Here is a 24,310-nt window from a genome sequence, read left to right on the forward strand (position 1 = left end):
GCATGCAGCAAAAAACCAGCAAACTATTGATTTTTATACTCGCTCTACTGGTGGTGTTTTGTCCACTGGGGATCGATTTGTATTTACCCGCCTTCGTTAATATGCAACAGGACCTGGCTGTGAGCGAAGCACAGATCCAGCAAACCGTCGGTATCTATATGCTGGCTGTAGGTCTGGGTCAACTGCTCGCCGGACCACTTGCCGATAAGTATGGCAGACGTCCGGTTGCCCTGTCCGGCGTCTTACTTTTTGGCATTGGCGCGCTACTGGCCACGATACTGGATGAGTGGCACTGGATCATGGTTGCACGTGTATTACAGGGTCTGGGTGCCTGTGCTACCTTTGTCAGTGCTTTTGCCATTGTCCGGGATAGCTTTGGCCATAAAGGCAGTGGCCAGATGATCACGTATCTCAACGGCATCGTCTGCTTTATTCCGGCGCTGGCACCGATCCTGGGCGCCTGGCTGACCCTGGAGTTTGGCTGGCGCAGTAACTTTACCTTTTTGAGTGGCTTTGCTGCCATCGGCCTCATTTTGGTGCTGGCGCTGTATCGGGAAACCAAGCCCGAAAGCACAGTATACTCAGGCCACCTGCTTGATTTACGTCGCTTCAGGCCCATGCTGAGCAGTCCTCAGTTTATGTTCAATGCCTGTATTACTATGGTCGGTATGGCCGCCATGCTGGTGTTCGTAGTCGGTGCCCCAGGCTGGCTCATGACACAACTGGGTCGCCCGGTTGAGGAATTTACCATGTGGTTTACCATCAATGCCGCCATCAGCATTGCTGCCAGCTTTATCGCGCCGCATTTCATTAAACGTAATTCACAACAGGCGCTGCGGTTTGGCCTGAGCCTATTTACGTTTGGCGGTGTGTTACTGCTGCTCGCGCCACACAGCCACCCTCTGGCATATCTGCTGCCCATGTATCTGGCATCAGTGGGCTTTGCGTTTACGCTGGGTGCCGCGGCGGGCAATGCCCTGGCACCCTTTGCCAACCAGGCCGGTACGGCGTCAGCACTGATTGGAGTGATGCAAATGAGTGGTGCCGGACTACTGGCCATGCTCAGTCAGCCTCTGGCATTGCCAGCCCCGCAACAGTTGGCTGTGCACTTGCTGCTCGGGTTGCCCTTTTTATGCCTGCTGTTTAGTCGCTGCAAAGATAACTTGCATAGCCCAGCCTGATATCGAGCACATTAAAAACGGTATCATTATTCTCAATTTAGGCACTAAATAGATAATGATACCAATTTTCATTTGTAAAAAAGAATAATTAATCTACCCTTCCGGACTTCCGCTCATACCATTTCATTCTAAATAGAGAATAATTAATTCCTAAAAGTTCCAACTTAAAGGAAAAATACTTCTTTACGTTAGCGCAATATTACATTTATCTTAATTACAGTTAATCAAGCGTTAGCGATGTAACCAAGTTAAAATAATTAAAACTATGAGATAACAAAAATGAAATTCAACAAGTTTACAGCCTCACTCCTGCTGGCAGGCCTGTGTGCCGCCACGACCGCTCAAGCAAACGACGACAGATTCATCATCCAGGTAGACAACAGCAAAAAAGGCGTAGTCAAAGCTCTGGCTAAAAAAATGGGGGCAGAGTTGCACATTGATGGCGATGGCTTCCTGGCTGCCACATTTAGCGGCAAAGAACTTAGCGAAGTGAAGGGGCTGCTGAACAACCCGCATATCAAACTGATTGAAGTGGACCAAAAACGCCAGCTGATGGGCTTATACAACGACGATGCCGGCGACCCGATGCAGCAACAGGTTGCCCCTTATGCGTATTATCAGTCTCAAGCTAACCAGGTTACCTTTGACGCCAATGCCGGCATGAAAGTCTGTGTCATCGACTCAGGCCTGGACATGTCAAACCCGGACTTTATCTGGGGTAATATCACAGGAGACAATGACTCGGGTACTGGCAACTGGTATGAGCATGGTGGCCCGCATGGCACACACGTGGCGGGTACTGTGGGTGCAGCAGACAATAATATCGGTGTGATTGGTATGGCACCAGGCGTGGACATGCACATCATCAAAGTATTTAATGCGGAGGGCTGGGGTTATTCTTCAGACTTGGCTCACGCAGCCAACCTGTGTAGTCAGGCAGGTGCCAACATCATCAGCATGAGCCTGGGTGGCGGTGGTGCAAACAGCACCGAAGAAAATGCCTTCGAAAGTTTTAATAATGCGGGCGGCCTGGTGGTTGCGGCAGCTGGTAACGATGGTAACAATGTACGCTCCTACCCGGCTGGCTATCCGTCAGTCATGATGATCGGCGCAAATGATGCCGACAATAACATTGCTGATTTTTCTCAGTTCCCAAGCTGTCAAAGTGGCAAAGGTAAAAATGCCGGTGAAGATGAAACCATTTGTGTTGAAGTCACGGCCGGTGGCGTGGATACCCTGTCTACTTACCCGGCAGGCCTGGCAACGTCGTCCAGCCTAAGCGTTGACGGCGCAGCATTCGCTTCTTCCGCAATGGAAAACAGTGGCAGTGTCTCTTCATCTATATACTTTATGGGCACGGCGGAAGCGACCGACGCCGGCGCCAGCGGCAAAGTCTGCCTGATTGACCGGGGCAATATTTCTTTCCACGACAAAGTCGCTAACTGTGAAAACTCTGGTGGCATCGGCGCCATCATCATTAATAATGAAGCGGGCATGCTTTACGGCACACTGGGTGATACCAATACCACCAGCATCCCGGCAATTGGCGCTGCATTTGAAGACCGCACAGCCCTGCTGGGGTCTTCCAGTGCAAGCATTGTGATTGGCACATCGGATTATGGTCTGATGAGCGGTACTTCAATGGCAACGCCAGCCGTGTCTGGTATCGCAGCGCTTGTTTGGTCAAACCACCCTGAGTGTACTGGCCAGGAAATTCGTGCTGCCCTCAAAGCAACGGCACAAGACAGTGGAGCGGCGGGTAAAGATGTGTACTTTGGCTATGGCATTGTTAAAGCGGCAGATGCAGATGCTTACCTGACTGCTAATGGCTGTGCTGGTGGCGGTAACGGAGGCGACATGCAGCTAAGTGCCAACGGCTATAAATCAAAAGGTAACAAGTATGTCGACCTGAACTGGCAAGGTGCAACATCATCTCAGGTAGATATTTTCCGTAACGGTAGCAAGATTGTCACAACCAGCAATGATAATAGCTACACAGATAGCATCAGTGGTAAAGGTGGCGGTAGCTACACTTATCAGGTTTGTGAGCAAGGCAGCACATCGACTTGTTCTGAAACTCAGACTGTTGTGTTCTGATACCGACCCGCTTGTATCATGGTGTACGAATAGTGTGCAACTTATACGTATGCCTGATCACAACGCAAAGTTGGTATCTCCCAACCAATGATTAACCAATTTTATGCGGGCTTATGTCCGCATTTTTTATGGGCTTTTATCTTTAAGCTGGTTACACTAAGCGCAACAATATTTGACCGAGCACATCATGCTGAACCCGGAATTACTCGCCTCTTTTTTATTTGCCAGCTTTATTATTGCCATTGCCCCAGGTCCTTCAAATGCGTTTTTAATGGCTCAGACCTTTACCAATGGCCGCACAGCTGGCATGCAAAGTGCCTTTGGTTTCGCACTGGGAGGTGTAGTACACACCCTGTTTGCCGTGATTGGCTTATCAGCTATCCTTAAAGCTTCGGAAACAGCTTATGCCACAGTACAATATTTAGGTGCTGCTTACCTTGCCTACTTAGGTATACGCACCTTCAAAGACACCCTGTCTCAGCCGGATAGCTGTGATGAAGAAAAACCCCATGTCAGCAATAAAAAGCAGCAGAACGTGATGTTTCAGGCCATGATGACCGAAGTGCTTAACCCTAAGGTCGCTTTATTCTTTATTGCCTTTATTCCCCAGTTTGTCGATCAGAGCCTGACCACATCGACCACAATACAGCTTGCCATGTTTGGTTTACTCTACCCAATTCTGGCCTTTCCTATTGATTGTGTGTATGTTTACAGCGGTGATAAAATCGCCGGTTATTTTCGCGCTCATCCCAGTGCGCCTATTTGGATAGACAGGATCTCTGCCTTTATCTTTATCGCACTGGCAATTAACTTATTATTATGAGGTAAGTATGGATACCAAGTCGCAGGTCATTCCGGCTAAAAAACGCATCGCGCTGGTTGCGCACGATGGCAAAAAACAGGCCATGGTAAACTGGTGTCAGTCACACCTGGACAAACTCGCCATGCACCAATTGTACGCCACGGGAACAACCGGTAACCTCATAGAAAAAACTGCGGGGTTAGCCGTCACTAAGCTGCTCAGTGGTCCGATGGGCGGCGATCAACAGATCGGTGCCAAGATCGCAGAAAATGAAATTCATATGCTGATTTTCTTCTGGGATCCGCTTGCTTCACAACCCCATGACCCGGATGTTAAAGCACTACTGAGGCTGGCCGCCGTGTGGAATATACCGGTCGCCTGTAATGAAACGACCGCAGATATGTTGCTGTCATCTATGATGATGACCACCCCTATCGAGCGCCAGCTGCCCGATTATGAGCAATATCTGACAGCTCGTCTGACGCGGTAATCCCAGGTATACTATTGATATAAGCGACTGGCCCACTTGGTCAGACCGGCAGTCACACTGCCAAAGTTATCACCATTGACCATAGGAATGTCGCCCAGGCGTTGCTGCAGCGCGAGCTTTAACAGTGGGGACTGGGCGCTGCCGCCCGTCAGATAGATCATATCGGGGCGTTTACCTGCATCAGCAATGGCCTGCTCTGCCAGCACGGCAGCTTGCTCAAGACAGCTGGCCACCGACTCAGCCATTTCCCGCGCATTGATGTCCACACTCAGCGCCTGATCGAGAAAGTCCAGCTGCGCGGTGTGTGAATCCCGATCGGATAATGCGATTTTAGTCAGTTCGCCCTGGCGGACAAACTGATGGGTCATCTTGCTGCGCTGAATTTTCAGTAATCGCTCAAGCTTTTCGGGCTCGCAAACATCTCTGAGCATGCCGTTCAGTTCTCGCTGCATTTGTGCGCTGTAAAAATCACTTTGCATTTGAATGTCGTTGATTTTGCATGCCTGCCAGAACAAGGGGTTTGGCAAAGGCAGGCCGGATGTAAACTGGCTACCAAGGCCGCATACCGGCATCAGAGTATGAAATGCCAGTGCAATATCCAGATCATTGCCGCCTATACGCTTGCCTGTGTGGGCCAGAAAATCGGCGCTGCGATCGGCTTTATCGCGAAAGCCCGGACCCATCTGCACAAACGAGCAGTCACTGGTACCACCGCCAATGTCCACCACCAGTACCTGCTGATCCTGGTTCAGGCGCGACTCGTAATCGATCCCCGCAGCCAGCGGCTCATACAAAAACGCCACCTCTTTAAATCCGGCACGCTTCGCGGCAGTCGTAAGGATATCTATCGCCTGGCGGTTGCTCTGCTCTCCGCCAATGGCCTGAAAGTTGACCGGACGACCGATCACAGTATGACTTAGTGGCTGCTGCAGGTGTTCTTCAGCGCGGCGCTTCAGTTCCATGATCATGGCCGTCGCAATGTCTTCAAAAAATGCTAATTGCGCAGGCTTGAGACCCACCGCACCAAAGAAAGATTTGGGCGATTTAACAAAATACCCTTCCTCCGGAAAGGCTATGTATTCTTCTATGGCCTGCTGCCCGACAAACACGCCTTGCTCACCTGGCGCTAAATCCAGCTCTCGCCGTGCCATCAGGGCACTGTTTAATAAGGGTTTACGTGCGCTCTGATAATCCGCAACCAGGGCAGACCCCGCCAGGTTGTGCGCCACGTACTCGCTTACCAGGCTGTTGTGAAGTGCATACAGCGTAGACGGCAGATAAGGCTTGCCCTGATCCAGCGGAACCAGTGTCACGTTATCTTCATTCATCACACCGATTGCGCAATTAGAACTACCGTAATCAAATCCAGCTATCATTTATCACCTCACAACCATAAAAGGTCGCGCACTTTACCACAGCAAAGTGGTAAGTAAAAGTCCTGGGCAACTGAACCACCGCTCACCTTTTACAAAGGCTGCCTGACACGCAAAAAACGCGCGAACCTGGGCTTACCAAATTTTGTGACTCCCTGATAACGGTATGTCACCTGGCTGCCAATAGGAGGTGGCTCGCGGCGCTGTGCATCACTAAACCCGGTGCCAATCTTAAACTCAATCCCCTCAGAGGTTTTTACCCGGATAGCGCCCATCAGACCCAGGTATTTACCTTTGCCTGGCAAATGCGCAATCACTTGCGCTTCGCCATCAAAGTAAGGTTTGTATTTCAGGATTGCCGAGCTTCGGCCGCTTTGGTGGATCGCCTGGCGCTCATGCAGCATCACCCCTTCTCCACCGCGTGCCAAAACCTGCTCAAAAAAGTCATCCAGTTCGGCTTTAGTGGCAAAATGATGCTGTTTGACCGCACGAATATGTGGCTGCCCAAGCGTCTTGATCAGCCGGGTATAGGCCTGATAGCGCTGCGCAAAGGGACCTGCAGTATCCGGTGCGTCAAAGATCAGATACTGCACCTGACGCCAGTCCTGATCCGATGCCCGATGACGACGCACCACCGCACTGACGAACTCAAAGCGCCCATACCCGGCCCACAGCTCTCCATCGAGCGCGATATCGGGTAAAGCTGAGGTAAACCACTGCGGGGCATAGATAGATTGGCCACTGCGAGTTAGCAGCTGCCTGCCATTCCAGATGGCCCTGACGCCATCGAATTTTTCGCTGATCAGATAATGCGTGACCGGCCGTTGTGCCTGATACAATTTGGCCAGTTGTACGGCAGGGGTGGGACTTGCATAGGTGTACTGCAATTGGCACAGGCACGCCAGCAGCAGCCACCCAATCCGTTTGGTGTTCATTGCTACACTCCTTGTAGAGAAGGGTTAACTTTTTCCATCCCTATGAGCATAGCGCGGACTGATAAAATCGCCAGCCGCAACTTAGCACACCATGCTTGCGCGGATCAGTCTTGACTGAATAAGGGTGCCAGCACTCCTTGTGCCGCTTGCAAAGACGACACTTGCCAGGTCGCTCGCGAAAAGTCCTGCTTTGCCGAATGCATATTGGGAATAGCCATAACCCGTAATCCGGCTTCACACCCTGAAGTCAGCCCGGTTGTGGTGTCTTCAATGGCAATGGCCTGCTCTGGCTCTAATTGCAATAAACGCAAAGCCTGCTGATAAGGTTCCGGGTGAGGTTTTGGCTGAGTCACGTCATCTTTCGTGACAATACAGTCAAAGAAGTGCAGTAACTCATAGTGCTCCAATACGGGAATGGCCTCTGCGCGGGTACTGCCGGTCACCAGTGCCAGCTTGCCCTGCTGCGCTGCAAATTTTAAGATCTCACGCGCATAAGGCATCAGCCTGGGTTGCATCGTGGCCGCAGTATCAACAAACAGGCGGTTTTTTTCTTCGCACAATACCCGTGCATCAGAGGGTAGCTGATGACGTGTCCGCAGTACTTCTGCGGTTTTCAGCGTGGGCACGCCAGAAAACTCATCGCAAAAAGCAGGCTCGCTGTACTCAATACCGAAAGGCGCCAGTACACGCAGCCAGCTGTGATAATGGAGCGCCTCCGAATCTGCCAGCGTACCATCAAAATCAAATAAGACTGCCTTCAAATTCATCGTAGCTCCTTCTCTGTTGGTGATTGGTGAAGTGTTATTCCGCTTTAGCAGGTGGCTCTGCGTGTGCAGGCTCACCACTGTCTTTTTCTACCAGTTCATAGCCGCGAGGTTTGCGTACCACTTTCAAAACGGGCTTATCGAACGCCGTTTGCAGGCGGGTAAAGTCGGCTTTGAGGTCATCAATGCTCTGGCCATAAGGAGATTCACCAGTCTCAGACCAGTTTACCGCTTTGCCATTTTCATTGTACTCAACCGCATGTACCTGATATTGCTCAGGCGCATCTTTGTTGGCTTCACAATAAATAACGCGGTAATTCCAAAATGCGGACATATTTTCTTCCTCTAAATTCTGTGTTTGCCCCCATACTTTACCAGTCCCGGGGTTTACTTGCATGACACTATTAATAAAAAACCCGTGAATGGTGACCATTCACGGGTTTTGACTTTAAAGTAGGATGAAATTAAAAGAATTTCACTTTGAACTCAGCACCCACAAAGCGCTCTTCGTTCAGCATACCTGTGTTGTTGTTGAAGTCTACACCACCGATAACCACCTGTTCATCGAACAGGTTACGAACGAACGCCGATACTTCGTAGTCGTTGTCGCCCGAGTTCCATGCGTAGCCCGCACGTACGCCGGCTTCAAACAGCGCTTCACCGGTAAATTCAACCGACTCATACAAGAAGAAGTCGATTTCACTGCGATAAGACAAGTCGGTGTATACAAAGAACTCACCGCCTTCCAGCTCTTTGGTGTAACGCAAAGTCGCGTTTGAGATCCACTCAGGCGCATGCGGCAGACTGTTACCATCTAAAATAGCACGGGCTTCAGGGCCGTTTGGACCTTGAATTGTGTAAGTTGGATCAGTGACTGTACACTGAGCACATACTGCAACCGCCAGCGTGTCATCTTCCAGTTCAGTTTTGTTATAGCTCAGGTTAAAGGTCGCGTTTAGCTCATCCGTTAACACCCACTCTGTGTCAAGCTCAAAGCCATAGCCAGTCGTTTTATCCGCATTGATAAGACGGTTAAAGTTAGAGCCACCGCCTACGGCTGTCAGCTGCTGGTCATCCATCTGGAAATAGAAGACAGTTGCGTTCACACGACCCTGGCCATCCAGTACATCAGACTTTACACCAAACTCAATTGAGTTAGTGGTTTCTGACTCTGCCACAGTGACGACGTCACCAAACAGGATACGACCCTGAACACTGGGCGCGCGGAAGCCATTGGCCAGACGGCCAAACAGGTTAACGTCATCCGTCAGCTTGTACGTTGCGCTTAGATCCCAGCTTACATGGCTGTCACTTGGATTCGCACGGCCTTCCAGGAAGTCAGGTGAACCGTTCCAGGGAGTCGGGTTGTCTGTTCTTTTTGCGTAAAAATCTTTTTCATCGTCTGAGTAACGCAGACCCAGCGTCACGTCTAGCTGCTCAGATACGCTGTAGTCAAATGAACCAAACAAGGCCCATGCCGACGTTTCTTGCTCCTGCACAGCATAACCGTTTTGCAGACCGTAGCTGCCAGCTGCTTCATCGTATGCGCCGGTGTCAAAGCTGAAGCTTTCGATAGTCAAGTCTTCTTCAAACAGGAATAAACCAACCTGATAGTTGAAGTCACCCGTGAAGTTACTTGAAAGGCGAAGTTCCTGCGTGTACTGGTCATGCTCAGGGATGGCATCTGCTGTTTCAGAAGAGAATGGAATGAAACCCGGGCCCATAGTCGGGGCAAAGTTATTACCGTAACCACCATCAACGTCTGCACGTGAGTATATTTCAGCGCTTTCCCAACCACTGATAGAAGTAATTGTGTGCTCTTTCAGATCCCACTCAAGTTTCAGGCTCAGACCTTGTGTGTCAACTTCCTGGGTAGAACGAGATGCCGCATCATGGTAAACCACATCGTTATCATACAATGGGTTAATGTTGTTCGTGCCTTTCTCAATCAGATTAGCGCGGAATGCGATAGGACGACCGTCCAGATCACGTACGTGGTAGTTCAACAGGCCGGTGAAGTCATCGCCTTCATATAAGAACTGTACACGCGCTGCCATTTCATTGTAGCCACCCAGTGAGTCTTCTTTTTCAAACCCAGGTGCTTTTACATCGATATAGTCAGGTTTATCCTGAACCAATACCGACACACGAGTAGAGAGTTTATCTGTCAATCCCGTGCCAGCTGCACCCTCAAAGTCAATTGAGCTGTTGCTGCCATAAGAAATCGCGGCATAGCCGTCAAATTCCTGGCTAGGCTTCACGCTGTCGAACTTAACCAGACCTGCTGGTGTATTACGACCAAACAGCGTTCCCTGTGGGCCACGCAATACTTCGATGCGGGCAATATCAAATACCGGGAAGCCTTTTAGAATAGGGTTTTCCTGAACCACTTCGTCAACGACCAGAGACACTGGCTGAGAGGCGTTCAGATCGAAGTCGGTGTTACCCAGACCACGAACATAAAAGCGCGGGAATGTACGTCCGAATGAAGATTCAACCGACAGACTCGGGATCTTAGCGTTCATGAAACGGATATCCATACCTGCGGAGCTGTATGCGTCCAGGTTGTCGCCTTGTAAAGCAGACACAGAAACTGGCACTTCTTGTGCGTTCTCAACACGCTTACGCGCGGTGATTTGGATCACTTCCAGTTGATTGCTTTTGGCTTGCGCTTCTTCTGCAAGCGTAGAGAATGAAGTACCTGCTACAGCAGAGAACAACGTCGCATTGATTAAAGTTGCTAACGTAGATCTTTTCATTGCTTTCATGTTGGGATTTAACCTTTTATATGCACTCTTGAGTTCAACGGTTTTTGATTTGGGCGCCGTATCACAATGGCTGGTTCGCTCAATTTTACGCGCAAATGACGAGCAGCGCGGACCTCACTAGCGAGAGTGCAAAGCAACCAGGTGAGGCTGAACGAGACGGCCGTAATTATAGCAGCAAATTTTCAAATTGCTGCAATTATGCATATAAATTTTCCACATTTTTGTAAATATCGTGAAAGTTAGCTAAGAGTTAACAACTTTTCGCAACAAAAAGCCTCAAAATAAGGACATTTGTCCTTACCAAACTCTTGCCTATATGATGGCAGGAAAAGGATTTACCGAATTGAAATACAGGTGTCATTGTCTCGTTCTCATCAACAACCCGTTAGTGGCGTCCCAGAAAAACATACGCCAATGACTATGTTAACCGATAAAGCACAGCTTACCCGCTTGCAGAGCAAAGCGAGCCAGACAGACTAATATCGAAATACAGAGTTTAGTCACTATAGATAATGCAACCGGATACCATCCGCCCAATGGTGGTAACCGGTGTCATGAAAGCGCCGCCATTGTATTAAAGCGCCGAAACGAAAAGGAGGACATTAGACCGCACCGGGTCAACTTATTTATTGTTAGCTTGTCGGTTTTGCTAGCTGCACCAGGTCGCTTTTAAGCGTCTTTGGGTCATACTGGATCACCGCAACGGAGGCCGTTGCAAAAATAGGCATTTCTCCCGGTACCAGTTGATCAACCAGATAACTGACAATGGGCATATGGGCGACAACCAGCCAGGTATCCAGGGTGTCGTGCATACTTATCAGGGTTTCCAGGTAATCAACTGCAACAGCAGCATTGCCACTGGGGACGATATCCTGGCAAGTCTGTTCAAATAACACTGAGTTATTTTGTAGTACGGCCTGAGCCGTCTGCTGCGCCCTGATATAGGGGCTCACAAGAACCGCCTGTGGCGGATAGTGTTCAGCTAGCCACTGACCCATCTCAACAGCCTGAGTATGACCGCGTGATGTCAGTGCTCTGGCCGCATCGTTGGCCTGCATTGGGCCCGCTTCGCCATGGCGCATGATCAGAATTGTTTTCATAGCACTCCGAGAGTTGGCAAGAAAATTAGAAGCAAGCTGTAGCTATTGCCCCAAATTGTCCGCTATATTAAAACAAAAGCACCTAAACCTTAAGTTTAAATACAGGCTAATTCAGAGGTGACCGGCTATCGCAACGACCCAAAGTGTCGATTGCCAGCAGTAGCGCGGAAACAGCAGCCACGTCTCTAACCATTATATCGGCGGCACACAATTGAAACTGAGCAATAATGATAAAAGAAATTATCGTCACCTGACACTGGACAATGGTCTTAAAGTTCTCCTTGTAGAAGATACATCAAGCAATAAATCCGCCGCCTCACTGGCTATCAATGTTGGCCATTTTGACGATCCACAGAGCCGTCAGGGCATGGCGCACTTTGTTGAGCACATGTTGTTTCTTGGCACCCAGAGTTTTCCTTCCCGGGGAGAGTTTTCTCAATTTGTCAGCCAGGCCGGTGGGCAAAGCAATGCCTGGACAGGTACCGAGCACAGTTGCTATTTTTTTGACTGTCGCGCCCCGCTGTTTGAGCAGGCCCTGCAGCGATTCAGTGAATTTTTTTACGCGCCCCTGTTTGCTGAGGACGCCTTGCAGGATGAGCGCAATGCCATTGACTCTGAGTTTAACCTGAAGGTTAAAGACGATAATCGCCGGATCATTCAGGTTCATAAGGAGACCGTCAACCCGGCCCATCCATTTGCCAAGTTTTCTGTGGGTAACCATAACACGCTGGCCGATCACAGCGGGGACTTTAAACAAGAGATAGAAGCCTTCTTTGCCGCGCATTATCAGGCACAATGGATGACACTGGTATTAGCCGGGCCACATAGTCTGGACAAGCTGGCGAATCTGGCAAACCGTTATTTTAACGCCATTAACGGTGATAACACGCCAAAGCCCCCCATCCAGGTCCCCTTATATCGTCAGCAAGACTTGGGGCTATTGCTGCACATAGAGCCACGCAAACACATGCAAAAACTGATTGTCAGCTTTGCAATGCCCGATGTTGAGCGTCTGTATAAATTTAAAAGCCTGAGCTTTTTGGCTCACTTGCTAGGCTATGAAGGCGACGGCTCGCTGTACGCTATCTTAAAGAAAAACGGCTGGATCAATGCCCTGTCCGCAGGAGGCGGTATCGATGGCAGTAACTTTAAAGACTTCAATATCAGTTTCGCGCTGACCGATGACGGCATTGAATACTATGAAGACATTGTCGAGATGCTGTTTGAGTACATCAGCCTGATCAAAGAGCAACTCGTGTCATTGCCGGCATTATATGAAGATAAAAAACGCCTGCTTGAACTGGCGTTTGAAAATCAGGAGCAAAGTAAACTGCTCGACTGGGTCAGTGCGCTGAGCATCAATATGCACCATTACGATGACGACGACATCCTGTACGGTGATTATTGCATGACTGCCTTCAATCACAGCCTGCATGAAGAGCTCATGGGCCTGCTATCGCCGCATAATATGCGCCTGATCCTGATCCATCCAGATATCACCTGTGAAAACGACGCCACCCGTAAGGTCGCACAATGGTACAACACGCCTTACCAGGTCGAGCACATCAATACAGAGTGGCTGCAAACCCTGGCACACATAACTACACCACTGCCCGAAATGCGCTTACCTGCCGCCAACCCTTACCTGGCATTTGAGAACCGCCTGTACGACATAGAACCGGGTCGCAAAACCCCCACCCTGCTAACAGACAGGCCTGGGTTTGCCTTCTGGTTTAAACAGGACACCCGCTTTCGCGTTACAAAAGGCCATTTTTACTTAGAGATCGACTCCCAATGCTCAGTCGAAAGCCACAAGAGTATGGCGATGACCCGACTGTTTGCCGACTTGTTTATGGACAGTGTTGCCGAGCAGTTTTATGCCGCAGAACTGGCGGGGTTGAGCTACCACCTCAGTTCTCACCAGGGCGGCTTAACACTGCAAACGGCAGGGCTATCTGCCAGCCAGCTCAAACTGGTGCTGCAACTGGTCGAAGCCTTGCTAAAACAACCCATCAGTGCCACCCGCTTTGCAGAATATAAAAAGCAGCTGATAAGACACTGGAAAAACCACAATAAGAGCAAACCCGTCAGCGAGCTGTTCAGTTTATTGGGGGCACAACTGATGCCGTGGAACCCAACGCCAGAGCAGCTGGCCAAGGCACTGAAAAATATCAGCTTCAATGAATTTTGCCTGTTTCGCGAAAACTTTTTCAGGGCGATCCATATTAAGGCCTTCATGCACGGCAATTGGCAGCTGGATCATGCCCTCGACATGCAAAAGCAACTGCATGCCCTGTTTGCCTACAGTGAAATTCTCGACGATCTGAAAAAACCGCTCAACCCGGTTACCTCACATCAGCAAGTGCAGATTGAAAAGCCCGGAGCGGAGCATGCGTTTGTTGAGTACATTCAAGCCCCCACTGCCAGTGTGGAAGATAAAGTTAAAATGATGGCATTCAATCAGCTGGTCAGTCAGGATTATTTTGAATCTCTGCGCACACAGCAACAACTGGGATACCTGGTCGGTGCGGGCTATGCGCCCTTTAATACCCGTGCCGGCATTGCATTTTATGTGCAGTCATCCAGTTATGACAGTGACACTTTATTGCAACGCCATCATCAATACATGGCTGACTTAGTTGCCCAGCTGGATAGCTATGAAGCCACTCAATGGGCACAGGTGAAAGCGGCATTGCATGCTCAGATTGCAGAAAAGGACAAAAATCTGCGGCTGCGCTCACAGCGGTTGTGGATAGCCATTGGCACTGATGACCACACCTTTTCCATGCAAGAGAAGCTGATTACGGCGCTCGATGCACTCACCTTCGAAGCCCTGAAATGCCACATAATCAAACTGCTCTCTGAAGCGTGTGCAAAAATCACGCTCAGATGTAACTGACCCCACCGTTCAGCGCTGCGCCTTTGCCAGCAGGCGCCGCTGTATCAAGCTTGATCCGCTTTCTTGTGGGCATCTCACACCCCTTCAGCAACAAACTAGCACGTCGAAAATGTAGGCTTTAGTGCACGAAATTCACCCATATACCGCAAGCAGGCCCGAAAATAGGGATTTTTTCTGACTTTCTTTTTGACTCTGCCTGGGGCTTAGATTAGATTAGCAATTGTAATTGACTCTTAAAGCCTTATGACGCAAACAACAATTATAAAAACAATTACATCTATTTTTTTGCTTCTGGCCTGGCCGACCATGAGTGCGCCCTTGCCATCAGGTATGTTGCAAAATCAAAATTCGACACTGATTATTTTGGTGGGATTTGTCACAGCTGTAACTTTGCTCTATCTGGTGATCTCAAATCACAGAACCAAACGCGCACTCAAGACACTTCGGCATTCGGAGCAACGCCTGAAAAGCACCGTTGAGGGCAGCGGTGATACTCTCTGGGACTGGAACATTCGCAGTGGCGAAATCAATCGTATCAACGACAAGTTTATGATGGATACCACCCCTGGTGCGCACCTCATACCCAACGCCAGCCTGATCCACCCTCAGGACCTGCCGCTGGTAGAAAAACAGTTAAAATTACATTTCGCAGAAAAAACGGCCTTCTTCGAAGCCACCTATCGGGTTAAAAACAGCCTGGATCAGTATCACTGGGTACTGGATAAAGGCAAAATCATAGCAAAAGATGACAATCTCAACCCGCTGCGCATGACAGGTACAATCCGTGATATTAACCACCTTAAAAGCACGGAAGAACGCCTTAACCTGTTCGCCAAATGCGTCGAATCGCTGACTGACGCCATCGCCATCTATGATCACACGTTCCGCCTGGTTGATTTAAACCCCAGCTATATCCGTATCTTCGGTGGTGTACGTGAGCAGTACATTAATACGGAATTTAAACTCCCCGGATACGATGGCCAGTTTATCAGTCAGATTAAAGCCGCACTAAAAAAGAGTGAGCACTGGCAGGAAGAACTGAAGCTCTACGATCAGACAGGGACCATGCTGCCAATCGAGATTTCCATTGATGAGATTAAAAACAACCATGGTCACATTACCAACTATGTTGTGGTCTTTTCTGATCTGACCGAACGCAAGAAAGCGGAATCGCAACTCCACAACTTATCGAACCGCGACCGTACCACGGGTCTGCCCAACCGCAATTTGTTCTTCACTAACCTGAAAAAGCTGGTCGACCAGAAACGCGATCATGCTCTGCTGGTCTTTGACCTGGATAACTTTAAGAAGATTAACGACTCTCTCGGTCACCAGCTGGGAGACAGCTTGCTTGCCAAACTTGCCATGCGACTCAATAAATTGTGTCGCCAGCAGGATACCTTTTACCGTCTGGGTGGCGATGAGTTTGCCCTGGTGATGTCGGGCACCAACGATATTCATACTATTACCAAGGCCGCTAAACAGTTTCTGGCGGTCATTGCGACCCCGTTTAAGATGGCCAATCATGAACTGGTGATCACCTCTTCTGTGGGCATAGTGTTGTTTCCGGAAGATGGCAGTACCCCGGAAATCTTGCTGAAAAATGCCGATACAGCCATGTACCACGCCAAGCAAAAAGGCAACCATTATTTGTTCTTCAATGACTCGATGAACGAACAGGCGGTTAAACGCCTGCAAATTGAAAACCTGATGCGCTTTGGATTAAAAGAAGATCATTTTGTTGTTTATTATCAACCCAAAATGGACATTGCCACCGGTGCCCTGGTCGGAATGGAAGCGCTGGTGCGTTTCATCACACCGAAAAAAGGCGTGATCAGCCCGGGGTTATTTATACCCATTGCTGAAGAGACCGGTCAGATTGTCGAGATTGGCGAAGTGGTGCTCGACAAGGCCTGTAAAGATGTCAAACGCTGGGTAGATCAGGGGCTGTTTAACGGCCGGGTAGCCGTTAATCTGTCAGCCAGACAGTTTAGTCTGCCAGACCTCACTGCACGGATAGACCTCATCTTGCAAAAGAATCAACTTCCTTCCTATTTTCTCGAGTTGGAAATCACAGAAGGCACTGTTATGGACGATCCACAAGAAGCAATTTCAATTATGCGCTCTTTAAGCTCGCGCGGGATCCACCTAGCTATGGATGATTTTGGCACCGGTTATTCCTCCCTGGCCTACCTGAAGCAGTTCCCTCTGAACACCCTCAAAGTAGACAAAGCATTTGTAGACGACATGAACACAGAACGTGGCTGTAACATGGTAGATTCGATTGTCACGATTGCACATAACCTCGGTCTGCACGTTGTCGCGGAAGGGGTTGAGCATGAACAACAGCTTCATCAATTACAACGCCTCAACTGCCAAACGATTCAGGGCTACTATTATGCAAAACCGTTGTCAGTCGACGAGTTCGAGCAGTTTCTACGTTCGCAGTTGACGGAAAAGCCCACTCTGCAACTGGTTAACTGACATCCTTCACAACTTTTTCGTCATCGCGTCGCTTCACTCAAGCACGCAGGACGGCGTATCTCTGGCCAACTTGCTTAAGCCAGGCCAGGCGGTAATGCGCCCGAAACAGGATCCACACAGCAGGGCCTGCCAGCGCCGCCAAAATCACCCAGGCGCGCCGTGTAACCCCTGTACAGCGCAATTCATTAAACATCAGCAACCCACCCAGACACATCAATACAACATACAATACCAGCACTCAGCCTCCTAAATTTTGATCCAGATGTGCGCGCCCTGCTGGGCATTGCGACACGTTAAGTAAATGGGTAGCTTTTTTCCCGCGTAGTGTACATTAAGTCTAAAAAGCACGCAAAAACACTTAAATTGTTGCAAAATATTGCATTATTTAATTTAATACGTCTCCAGAAACAATTGGTTTCTTACTCAGGCAACCGTGAAAGCGGGTTCCTGAACACACAAATAGTTGCTAACTTACTATTTTAACTAAGCATTATTTGTATTGACGCTGATATAAGCGAGGCAAAGTGGTGGATTGGATCATGGGCAGATCTGAACACCGACTACTTTTGCTGGCGATCCGGTTTGATTTTCCTACACTTAGGTTAAGCCGAACGGGATTGTAAGCTTATGCGTGCCAATTTGATTGCACTTTCACCACCTGTGAAGTGGGGCTCCTCCCAACCACAGTCGAGTGAATGTTTAATGAAGTGGGCATTTGTCATTTGGTCATGGTGTGGTTAGCAGTCAAAGAGCAGGAGTAAACTCCTCCTTGAGCAGATTTGAAATTGGAACTGTAAAGATAAATGGACTGGTTAACCTCTGTGCGGTTTAAGACGTATTTTTCTCGTCAGAGTGAAATATACTGATATTGTTGCGCAGCTTAGATAAGGTTATTCAGGTATATTCCTATTTGGTCTTAACTGACTGATAGTTTTTACTTATTCCCAATTACAGAAATCTCACAAAAGCTGCTAAAATCAGCCCCATGTTTTGTTAATTTAATTTGTTATTTCAAGGACACGGGCTATGGATCAGAAATTCGTACATGAGTATTTACAGGCTAAGCCTGGGACCTTTATCACAAAACCGTTTGCACAGGACGTGGACGTTTACAAGGTACAACACAAGATGTTTGCTACCTTATATGAAGGGAAAGAAGGTCAATTGGGTGAGAATGGTGAGCCAGTTTGGTGGCTTAACCTTAAGTGCGATCCAGATGAAGCGCTGTTGTTACGCGACAAGTACGCTGCAATTGTGCCTGGTTATCACATGAATAAACGACTTTGGAACACCATCGTACTTGATGGCAGCATCCCGGAAGAAGAGATCAAACGCATGATAGATGACTCCTATCAGATAGTGGTTGATAACTTACCCAGTGCGCAACGCGCAGAGCTTGATCGTCTCACTCAGTCCTAGAGTGATCGTCATCATTGGTTTCCCTCGCACCAGGTGCGAGGGCCATTTTCTATCTAATACCCACCCGCATTGATACACCTGCAATTAGAGGCATTACCTCTGCCGCTAACGGTGTTTAAAACTTCTCATTGAGAACCGATACCCAGACTCGCCTGCAGATATCTGGTGCCTGTGCGATAGCAGAACACGTGAATGCTCGCCGGAATTGCCTCATTTCAAAATTGACTGCTCGTTGATAAGGGCAGTTCAAAACTCCCTTTGTCATTGTGATGTCAATTATCCCTGTTTTAATCACAGTGATTTTTTCCAACACAGAATAAAGACAATGAAAAAAACACTGATCTCATTAACACTACTTAGTTTGCTAAGTGGATGTGCCCTGGATGGCGACGACGGACAAACAGGCCAACAAGGCGAGCAGGGCTTACAAGGTGAAGCCGGTCAGACGGGACAAACCGGTGATAAAGGCGATCAGGGCAACACTGGTGCACAAGGTGACACAGGCGCACAAGGCCCGCAGGGAGAAAGCGGCACTCGCATGACAGGTGATCTGTCAGCACAATTGGTTGGCCGGGCCGTACTGAACGTAGCCAGCCCGGAAGGCGCGGCTGAAATTGTCGCTTATCATAGTGCTAGCCAGCGCATTTTTGCCCTTGACAGCTCCGGCGACACACCGCAAATCGCGGTGATTTCAGCCGCACAAATCGACGCAGATAAACTCAGCAAAGACAACCAGGGGGTCATCACAAACACTAACCTGTCTGTCACTCAGACCATTGCAGTCAGTGAAGTGGTGGCAGCCGATGCAAACAGCCTGGCCATACATGGTGATATGCTTGCCGTTGCGATGGCTCGTCCAACCGGGCAAACAGGATTCGTACTGGTGTATAACATTGCCGCACAAGCACCTCAGCTGTTAAAAACCGTCGAGGTGGGCTATTTGCCGGATATGGTCACCTTTAATCACGATGGCAGTAAAATTTTGGTGGCGAACGAGGGTGAACCCGCTGGTGATTACAGCGTTGACCCGCAAGGTAGTATTGCCATTATCGCTATTAATGAGGGTCAGGTTGCCGATCAGGCTATACTGTTAGGCTTCGACGCCTTTAATGATCAGCAAGCCCAGTTACAGGCGCAAGGTGTGGTGTTCGCTAACCCAACCGGACGCACCATCAAAGGACAAACGATCAATACCAGCGTCGCGATGGACCTTGAACCTGAATACGTCACGGTCAGCAAAGACAACCGTTATGCTTACGTGTCGTTGCAAGAGAACAATGCACTCGCCATTGTCGACCTAAGTGATAATTCACTTACAATAAAAGGACTGGGTTACAAAGATTGGGGGAAATGGACGCTGGATGCTTCCGACAAAGACGGCGGTATTAATCTGCGCAGCTACCCGGGTTTATACGGTATGTATCAGCCGGATTCTATCGCAACCTACCAGTGGCAGGGAGCCAACTTTATTGTCACAGCAAATGAAGGCGACGGGCGTGAGTATTTCTTCCCCGCAGCCGATGAAGCAGAATGTACAGCCAATGGCGGACTGGATTTCGACGAAGATGATGGCTGTCTGGCATACACCGATGAAATTCGGGCCAAAGATCTGCCCCTGGCGGATAATTTTGCCTATCTCAATAACGACAATGACGACCTGGGCCGCCTTAAAGTCACAACCGTCATGGGCGACCAAGACAATGATGGCCAGTATGAAAACCTCTACACTTATGGTGCCCGCTCGTTCTCTATCTGGGATCAAAATGGTGCCCGGGTATTTGATTCTGGTGACGAGATTGTGCGGATCACTACTGCACTGCATGGTGCACACTTTAATAATGATGAAGACACCAACGAAGGTGACACCCGCTCTGATGCCAAAGGAGCAGAGCCCGAAGCACTCGCGCTGGGCCAGATAGGTGAACGCACCTACGCCTTTGTTGGGCTTGAGCGTATGGGTAGCATCCTGATCTATGATGTCACCAACCCGTTCAATGTTACCTTCACTACTTACCTCATCAATCGGGGTTTGGAGGAAGGCGCTGACATTTCAGGTGATTTGGCTCCTGAAGGTATGACCTTTGTGCGTGCAGAGCATAGCCCGACCAATACACCTTTGTTGATTGTTGGCAATGAAATTTCAGGCAGTATTGCTATCTGGTCACTGACTCAGAAGTAAAACGTCTTATCTTGTGCTGTGGCTGCCCCCTGCTGTACATTAAGCAATGTATAGCACAGCCACAGTACAGGGATCTGAATGACCAAAATTGCACTACTCACCAGCGGGGGAGATGCGCCCGGAATGAATGCCGCTATCCGAGCGATAGTCCACAGCTGCCAACACAATCAGGTTGAATGCATCGGCTTTTTCCATGGCTACAATGGCCTGCTGAATGATGAATGGCAGGCACTGACACACCCAGATGTCGGTAACATACTGCAATTTGGCGGTACGATTTTAAAAAGTGCCCGCTGCCCGGCAATGTGTGATCCCCAGGGTCCAAAGCAAGCTGCCAACACGCTCAGAAAACACCAGATTGACGCCCTGATCGTGATTGGCGGGGATGGCTCGTTCAGAGGCCTGGAAGCGCTTAAAGCGCACTGGGAAGGTCAGGTCATCGGCCTGCCCGGCACAATTGATAATGATCTGGCGGGCACCGACAACACGATAGGCTTTGCCACGGCCGTTACCACCGCCACCCATGCCATAGATAAAATTCGCGACACCGCAAATGCCTTTGAGCGCGTGTTTATTGTCGAGGTTATGGGACGACACAGTGGTCATATTGCCTTTAACGTGGGGCTGGCGACAGGCGCGGAAGCGATTCTTTCATTCGAAAATTGTGATCCCACCGATACCGCACCTCAGCTGGCACGCCTGATCACCCAGATCCAGGTGCAACAGCAACACAATCACGACAGCTTTGTGATCGTGCTGGCCGAAAACCTTTGGCCAGGCGGACCTCAAGCGCTCAAAGCACAACTCGCCGAGCAGGCTAACATCGACAGTGCGGTGTGCGTACTGGGACATATCCAGCGCGGTGGCAGCCCGGCTCCGGAAGACCGCCTGCTGGCCACTGAGCTGGGGCTGGAGGCCGTAAACGCCGCAATACACAGTCTGGATAGAATTATGATAGGAAAGCAGGGCAGCGCCTTGCACACGGTGCCTCTGTCCCATGCAATCAACGCGGCTAAGCCAGTCGACGGACGCTGGGTTGAGGCACACGAAGACGTGCTCACCGATTATCTAATCAAACACCGTAAATAACTCGGCGTTTAACCACAAGTGGACCAGGATGCTGGCAGCATAACCCAGGGCAATGACCGGCGTCCATTTCAGGTGGCCAAAGAAAGTGTAATAGCCCCTGGCCTGCCCCATCAATGCAACGCCAGCCGCTGAGCCGATGGACAGTAAGCTTCCGCCAACGCCCGCTGTTAAAGTGATCAGTAGCCATTGTCCGTGGGACATCTCTGGTTGCATGGAGAGCACAGCGAACATCACCGGAATATTGTCAACCACGGCGGATACCACACCCAAAAATACATTTGCGGCCGTCGCTGACCAGCCACCATAAAGCACTTCTGACATCAGACTCAGATAGCCGAGAAACCCCAGTCCACCAACACACATTACGATGCCATAGAAAAATAACAAGGTATCCCACTCTGCCCGTGACACTTTGGCAAAGACATCGAATGGCACCACGTTACCAAGTGCCTGCAAGCGCTCCTGATCGCCCGCCTGCTGCGCCGCAGCGCGCTTTTTATCCAATGAATTGGGTAACGTCGTACGTAAAAAATAACCAAAGAACTGCAGATATCCCAGGCCCATCATCATACCCAATACAGGAGGCAGGTGTAACAGGCTATGGCAGGAGACCGCGGTGGCGATAGTCACCAAAAAGAGTACCATGATGCGCCTTGCTCCCCGCTTTAGTTCAATTTGCTCGTCGCTTGCCGCCGGCTTCTTGTTCTTGACAAACAGACTCATGATCAAAGCCGGCACCAGGTAGTTGGCCAGCGCCGGGAAGAATAAGGAAAAGAACTCTGCAAAATGTACGATACCGGCCTGCCACACCATCAGCGTAGTGATATCACCAAAGGGGCTGAACGCACCGCCAGCGTTGGCAGCCACAACGATATTAATGCAGCTCAGGTTAATAAACTGCTTATCACCCTGCCCCACTTTCATCGCTACCGCACACATGAGTAGAGCAGTGGTCAGGTTATCGGCAATCGGAGAGATCACAAAGGCCAGAGCCCCACTGAGCCAGAACAAGGTACGAAAGTTAAACCCACGGCGCACCATCCATACCCGTAGCGCATCAAACAGGCGTCGCTCCTCCATAGCATTAATGTAAGTCATCGCCACCAGCAAAAATAGCATCAACTCGGAGAACTCTAGTAAATTATGCCGAAAAGCATGCTCGGTTAGCTCTGGGATCTCATTGATGACGTAATAGCCACCAATCAGCATCCAGATCAATCCCGCTGCCACCAGTACAGGTTTGGATTTACGCATATGCAGCTTCTCCTCTAACATAACCAAAATATAGGCCAGTACAAAGATAGCAATACAGATCCAGCCAAGGGTGGCCGAGGTGAGATCTATGGGTGTTGCAACATGATTGGCGGCAGCCGATAGGGCCACCGGGTGCCAGAGCACACTGAGTAGGGCGAGCAGAACGTAAAGCGAGTTTTTCATGAGTTATTAGATCCGAAACAGGGTTAAAACGTGGTTAATTTGAGCGCGGCTATTAGATAGCATACTTTTTGTGTTATCTGCATTCGACACAAGTCTAAACCACCTTCACACAGAGTTCTGCGTCCCCCGTCCAGGCAACAAAAAACGGGCGTGTGATCAGGGTCACACGCCCGTATGATGAGATGATGAAATTTTATCAGTTGACCACTGAGCTGGCCAAATTATGCGTCTTTACGGCTAATCCGCTCGATCAGCAGGATCAGTGCCAGACCCGCTATCGCCAGTAATGCGCAAATCAGGACCTGAGGATCCTGACCCGTTAACCTGGCAAATTCTGCTGGCAGCACATTCGCCTGCATCAAAGGCTTTTCGATACCCTTAGAATTGGTATAAGTAGTCAATACCTGCTTCCAGGGCCACAGCAAGTTCAAAGACCCGAGTAAGAAGCCACAGAGCAACGCAAAAGTCACCTGCTCAAAACGGCTCAAAAGCCATGACAATAACCGCGAAAACGCCATCAGACCAACGACACACCCACCCAGAAACAAAGCGATCAACATGACTTGCATCTCGTTGACCGCACTCAGTACATGTCCGTACATGCCCAGCAGTAGGAGAATAAAACTGCCGGAAATACCCGGCAATATCATGGCACAAATTGCAATTGCACCAGCAGCGAAATAGTACCAGGTTTGCGGCTTGGCTTCAGCAGGTGCCAAAGATGTGATAGCAAAGGCGATGGCGGCCCCCGCCAGGCACGCAGCAACAGTGGACATATCCCAGCGGGTCACTTGCTTACCAACATGGACAAACGACGCAATGATCAGGCCAAAAAAGAAAGACCAGACAAACAACTGATGGTGCTCGAGCAAATAAGTAATAAGCTTAGCCAGAGACGCTGCGCTGGTAAGCAAGCCACTAAACAAAACCAACAAGAAGGTGCCGTCTATATGTCGCCACGCCGCCTTAAAACCACCCGTTTTAAGGGTTTTGATGGCATCCAGGTTGACACTTTTGATTGCCCTGAGCAGGCGAGCATAAATGCCGGTAATAAAGGCAATCGTACCACCGGAAACACCCGGGACAACATCGGCGGCTCCCATACCCGCCCCTTTAAAAAACAACCAGATAAAATCACGTTTGGTGTCAGATTTATTGCTCAAAGCACTCTCCATCGATTTTTTCGGCACGAGTTTACCGAAATTTTGTGACGCTGCACATAGGCGGCCTTCACAATGCGCTCAAGCTTGACGGAAATTTGCCGATAACAGGACAAAGAAAGGTAAGGTGCGC

18 protein-coding genes are annotated in these 24,310 nt (G+C 49.5%); 9 read left to right on the top strand and 9 right to left on the bottom strand.

What is annotated here, in order from left to right; translation table 11 throughout:
- The first annotated feature begins 2 nt into the window (after positions 1-2).
- The 4 genes from MHN33_RS02545 to MHN33_RS02560 all read left to right on the top strand — a co-directional run bounded on the left by MHN33_RS02545 (position 3) and on the right by MHN33_RS02560 (position 4,570).
- Positions 3-1,181, top strand: coding sequence for a multidrug effflux MFS transporter (locus MHN33_RS02545; RefSeq protein ID WP_239394558.1), 1,179 nt, complete (start codon positions 3-5; stop codon positions 1,179-1,181).
- Positions 1,182-1,460: 279 nt separating this feature from the next.
- On the top strand, positions 1,461-3,278 hold the full coding sequence (locus MHN33_RS02550) for a S8 family serine peptidase (RefSeq protein WP_239394571.1): 1,818 nt from the start codon (positions 1,461-1,463) through the stop codon (positions 3,276-3,278).
- A gap of 187 nt (positions 3,279-3,465) precedes the next feature.
- Positions 3,466-4,101 carry a LysE family translocator gene (locus MHN33_RS02555; protein ID WP_239394573.1) on the top strand — a complete coding sequence of 212 codons (636 nt, stop codon included), beginning with the start codon at positions 3,466-3,468 and terminating at the stop codon, positions 4,099-4,101.
- A gap of 7 nt (positions 4,102-4,108) precedes the next feature.
- Positions 4,109-4,570: a methylglyoxal synthase gene (locus MHN33_RS02560; protein WP_239394575.1), complete on the top strand. Its 462-nt coding sequence runs from the start codon at positions 4,109-4,111 to the stop codon at positions 4,568-4,570.
- A gap of 11 nt (positions 4,571-4,581) precedes the next feature.
- On the opposite strand, the gene yegD is transcribed toward MHN33_RS02560, so the two are convergent.
- From yegD to sixA, 6 genes are all read right to left on the bottom strand, one after another.
- Positions 4,582-5,946 (bottom strand): molecular chaperone, encoded by a 1,365-nt coding sequence (gene yegD / locus MHN33_RS02565; RefSeq protein WP_239394577.1) that lies wholly within the window; start codon positions 5,944-5,946, stop codon positions 4,582-4,584.
- Positions 5,947-6,035: 89 nt separating this feature from the next.
- Positions 6,036-6,878: a DNA ligase gene (locus MHN33_RS02570; RefSeq protein ID WP_239394579.1), complete on the bottom strand. Its 843-nt coding sequence runs from the start codon at positions 6,876-6,878 to the stop codon at positions 6,036-6,038.
- A gap of 104 nt (positions 6,879-6,982) precedes the next feature.
- On the bottom strand, positions 6,983-7,645 hold the full coding sequence (locus tag MHN33_RS02575; RefSeq protein ID WP_239394581.1) for an HAD family phosphatase: 663 nt from the start codon (positions 7,643-7,645) through the stop codon (positions 6,983-6,985).
- Between the two features lie 34 nt (positions 7,646-7,679).
- Positions 7,680-7,976 (bottom strand): hypothetical protein, encoded by a 297-nt coding sequence (locus MHN33_RS02580; RefSeq protein ID WP_239394583.1) that lies wholly within the window; start codon positions 7,974-7,976, stop codon positions 7,680-7,682.
- A 130-nt stretch (positions 7,977-8,106) separates the two neighbouring features.
- On the bottom strand, positions 8,107-10,410 hold the full coding sequence (locus MHN33_RS02585) for a TonB-dependent receptor (protein ID WP_239394595.1): 2,304 nt from the start codon (positions 10,408-10,410) through the stop codon (positions 8,107-8,109).
- A 632-nt stretch (positions 10,411-11,042) separates the two neighbouring features.
- Positions 11,043-11,510 (bottom strand): phosphohistidine phosphatase SixA, encoded by a 468-nt coding sequence (gene sixA, locus MHN33_RS02590; RefSeq protein WP_239394605.1) that lies wholly within the window; start codon positions 11,508-11,510, stop codon positions 11,043-11,045.
- Between the two features lie 211 nt (positions 11,511-11,721).
- Between sixA and MHN33_RS02595 the strand changes: the two genes are divergently transcribed.
- Both MHN33_RS02595 and MHN33_RS02600 read left to right on the top strand, forming a co-directional pair.
- Positions 11,722-14,409 carry an insulinase family protein gene (locus tag MHN33_RS02595; RefSeq protein WP_239394616.1) on the top strand — a complete coding sequence of 896 codons (2,688 nt, stop codon included), beginning with the start codon at positions 11,722-11,724 and terminating at the stop codon, positions 14,407-14,409.
- A gap of 330 nt (positions 14,410-14,739) precedes the next feature.
- The gene (locus MHN33_RS02600) at positions 14,740-16,893 is read left to right on the top strand and encodes an EAL domain-containing protein (protein ID WP_239394625.1); all 2,154 of its coding nucleotides are present in this window, start codon (positions 14,740-14,742) and stop codon (positions 16,891-16,893) included.
- A gap of 37 nt (positions 16,894-16,930) precedes the next feature.
- Here the strand turns inward: MHN33_RS02600 and MHN33_RS02605 are convergent, their stop codons facing one another.
- Positions 16,931-17,131, bottom strand: a complete 201-nt coding sequence (locus tag MHN33_RS02605; RefSeq protein ID WP_239394627.1) for a hypothetical protein — start codon at positions 17,129-17,131, stop codon at positions 16,931-16,933.
- Between the two features lie 788 nt (positions 17,132-17,919).
- On the opposite strand from MHN33_RS02605, the gene MHN33_RS02610 reads away from it, so the two are divergent.
- The 3 genes from MHN33_RS02610 (at position 17,920) to MHN33_RS02620 (ending at position 21,580) form a co-directional block, all read left to right on the top strand.
- Positions 17,920-18,312, top strand: coding sequence for an MmcQ/YjbR family DNA-binding protein (locus MHN33_RS02610; RefSeq protein WP_049865405.1), 393 nt, complete (start codon positions 17,920-17,922; stop codon positions 18,310-18,312).
- Positions 18,313-18,637: 325 nt separating this feature from the next.
- Positions 18,638-20,491 carry a choice-of-anchor I family protein gene (locus MHN33_RS02615; RefSeq protein ID WP_239394629.1) on the top strand — a complete coding sequence of 618 codons (1,854 nt, stop codon included), beginning with the start codon at positions 18,638-18,640 and terminating at the stop codon, positions 20,489-20,491.
- A gap of 78 nt (positions 20,492-20,569) precedes the next feature.
- Complete coding sequence (locus MHN33_RS02620; RefSeq protein WP_239394631.1) at positions 20,570-21,580, top strand: ATP-dependent 6-phosphofructokinase; 1,011 nt, start codon at positions 20,570-20,572, stop codon at positions 21,578-21,580.
- Here the strand turns inward: MHN33_RS02620 and nhaD are convergent.
- Both nhaD and MHN33_RS02630 read right to left on the bottom strand, forming a co-directional pair.
- The gene (gene nhaD / locus MHN33_RS02625) at positions 21,560-23,017 is read right to left on the bottom strand and encodes a sodium:proton antiporter NhaD (RefSeq protein WP_239394643.1); all 1,458 of its coding nucleotides are present in this window, start codon (positions 23,015-23,017) and stop codon (positions 21,560-21,562) included. The genes MHN33_RS02620 and nhaD overlap by 21 nt on opposite strands.
- A gap of 221 nt (positions 23,018-23,238) precedes the next feature.
- A complete protein-coding gene (locus tag MHN33_RS02630; protein ID WP_239394995.1) occupies positions 23,239-24,192 on the bottom strand; it encodes a DUF368 domain-containing protein in 954 nt (317 codons plus the stop codon).
- Positions 24,193-24,310 lie beyond the last annotated feature (118 nt).

The sequence above is a fragment of the Pseudoalteromonas sp. OOF1S-7 genome, from assembly GCF_022347765.1.
GTDB lineage: Bacteria > Pseudomonadota > Gammaproteobacteria > Enterobacterales > Alteromonadaceae > Pseudoalteromonas.

What these genes read in the sequence shown, in the direction of transcription:
- MHN33_RS02545 (WP_239394558.1), top strand. Translation starts at nt 3, where the DNA reads ATGCAGCAAAAAACCAGCAAACTATTGATTTTTATACTCGCTCTACTG.
- MHN33_RS02550 (WP_239394571.1), top strand. Translation starts at nt 1,461, where the DNA reads ATGAAATTCAACAAGTTTACAGCCTCACTCCTGCTGGCAGGCCTGTGT.
- MHN33_RS02555 (WP_239394573.1), top strand. Translation starts at nt 3,466, where the DNA reads ATGCTGAACCCGGAATTACTCGCCTCTTTTTTATTTGCCAGCTTTATT.
- MHN33_RS02560 (WP_239394575.1), top strand. Translation starts at nt 4,109, where the DNA reads ATGGATACCAAGTCGCAGGTCATTCCGGCTAAAAAACGCATCGCGCTG.
- yegD (WP_239394577.1), bottom strand. Translation starts at nt 5,946, where the DNA reads ATGATAGCTGGATTTGATTACGGTAGTTCTAATTGCGCAATCGGTGTG.
- MHN33_RS02570 (WP_239394579.1), bottom strand. Translation starts at nt 6,878, where the DNA reads ATGAACACCAAACGGATTGGGTGGCTGCTGCTGGCGTGCCTGTGCCAA.
- MHN33_RS02575 (WP_239394581.1), bottom strand. Translation starts at nt 7,645, where the DNA reads ATGAATTTGAAGGCAGTCTTATTTGATTTTGATGGTACGCTGGCAGAT.
- MHN33_RS02580 (WP_239394583.1), bottom strand. Translation starts at nt 7,976, where the DNA reads ATGTCCGCATTTTGGAATTACCGCGTTATTTATTGTGAAGCCAACAAA.
- MHN33_RS02585 (WP_239394595.1), bottom strand. Translation starts at nt 10,410, where the DNA reads ATGAAAGCAATGAAAAGATCTACGTTAGCAACTTTAATCAATGCGACG.
- sixA (WP_239394605.1), bottom strand. Translation starts at nt 11,510, where the DNA reads ATGAAAACAATTCTGATCATGCGCCATGGCGAAGCGGGCCCAATGCAG.
- MHN33_RS02600 (WP_239394625.1), top strand. Translation starts at nt 14,740, where the DNA reads ATGTTGCAAAATCAAAATTCGACACTGATTATTTTGGTGGGATTTGTC.
- MHN33_RS02610 (WP_049865405.1), top strand. Translation starts at nt 17,920, where the DNA reads ATGGATCAGAAATTCGTACATGAGTATTTACAGGCTAAGCCTGGGACC.
- MHN33_RS02615 (WP_239394629.1), top strand. Translation starts at nt 18,638, where the DNA reads ATGAAAAAAACACTGATCTCATTAACACTACTTAGTTTGCTAAGTGGA.
- MHN33_RS02620 (WP_239394631.1), top strand. Translation starts at nt 20,570, where the DNA reads ATGACCAAAATTGCACTACTCACCAGCGGGGGAGATGCGCCCGGAATG.
- nhaD (WP_239394643.1), bottom strand. Translation starts at nt 23,017, where the DNA reads ATGAAAAACTCGCTTTACGTTCTGCTCGCCCTACTCAGTGTGCTCTGG.
- MHN33_RS02630 (WP_239394995.1), bottom strand. Translation starts at nt 24,192, where the DNA reads ATGGAGAGTGCTTTGAGCAATAAATCTGACACCAAACGTGATTTTATC.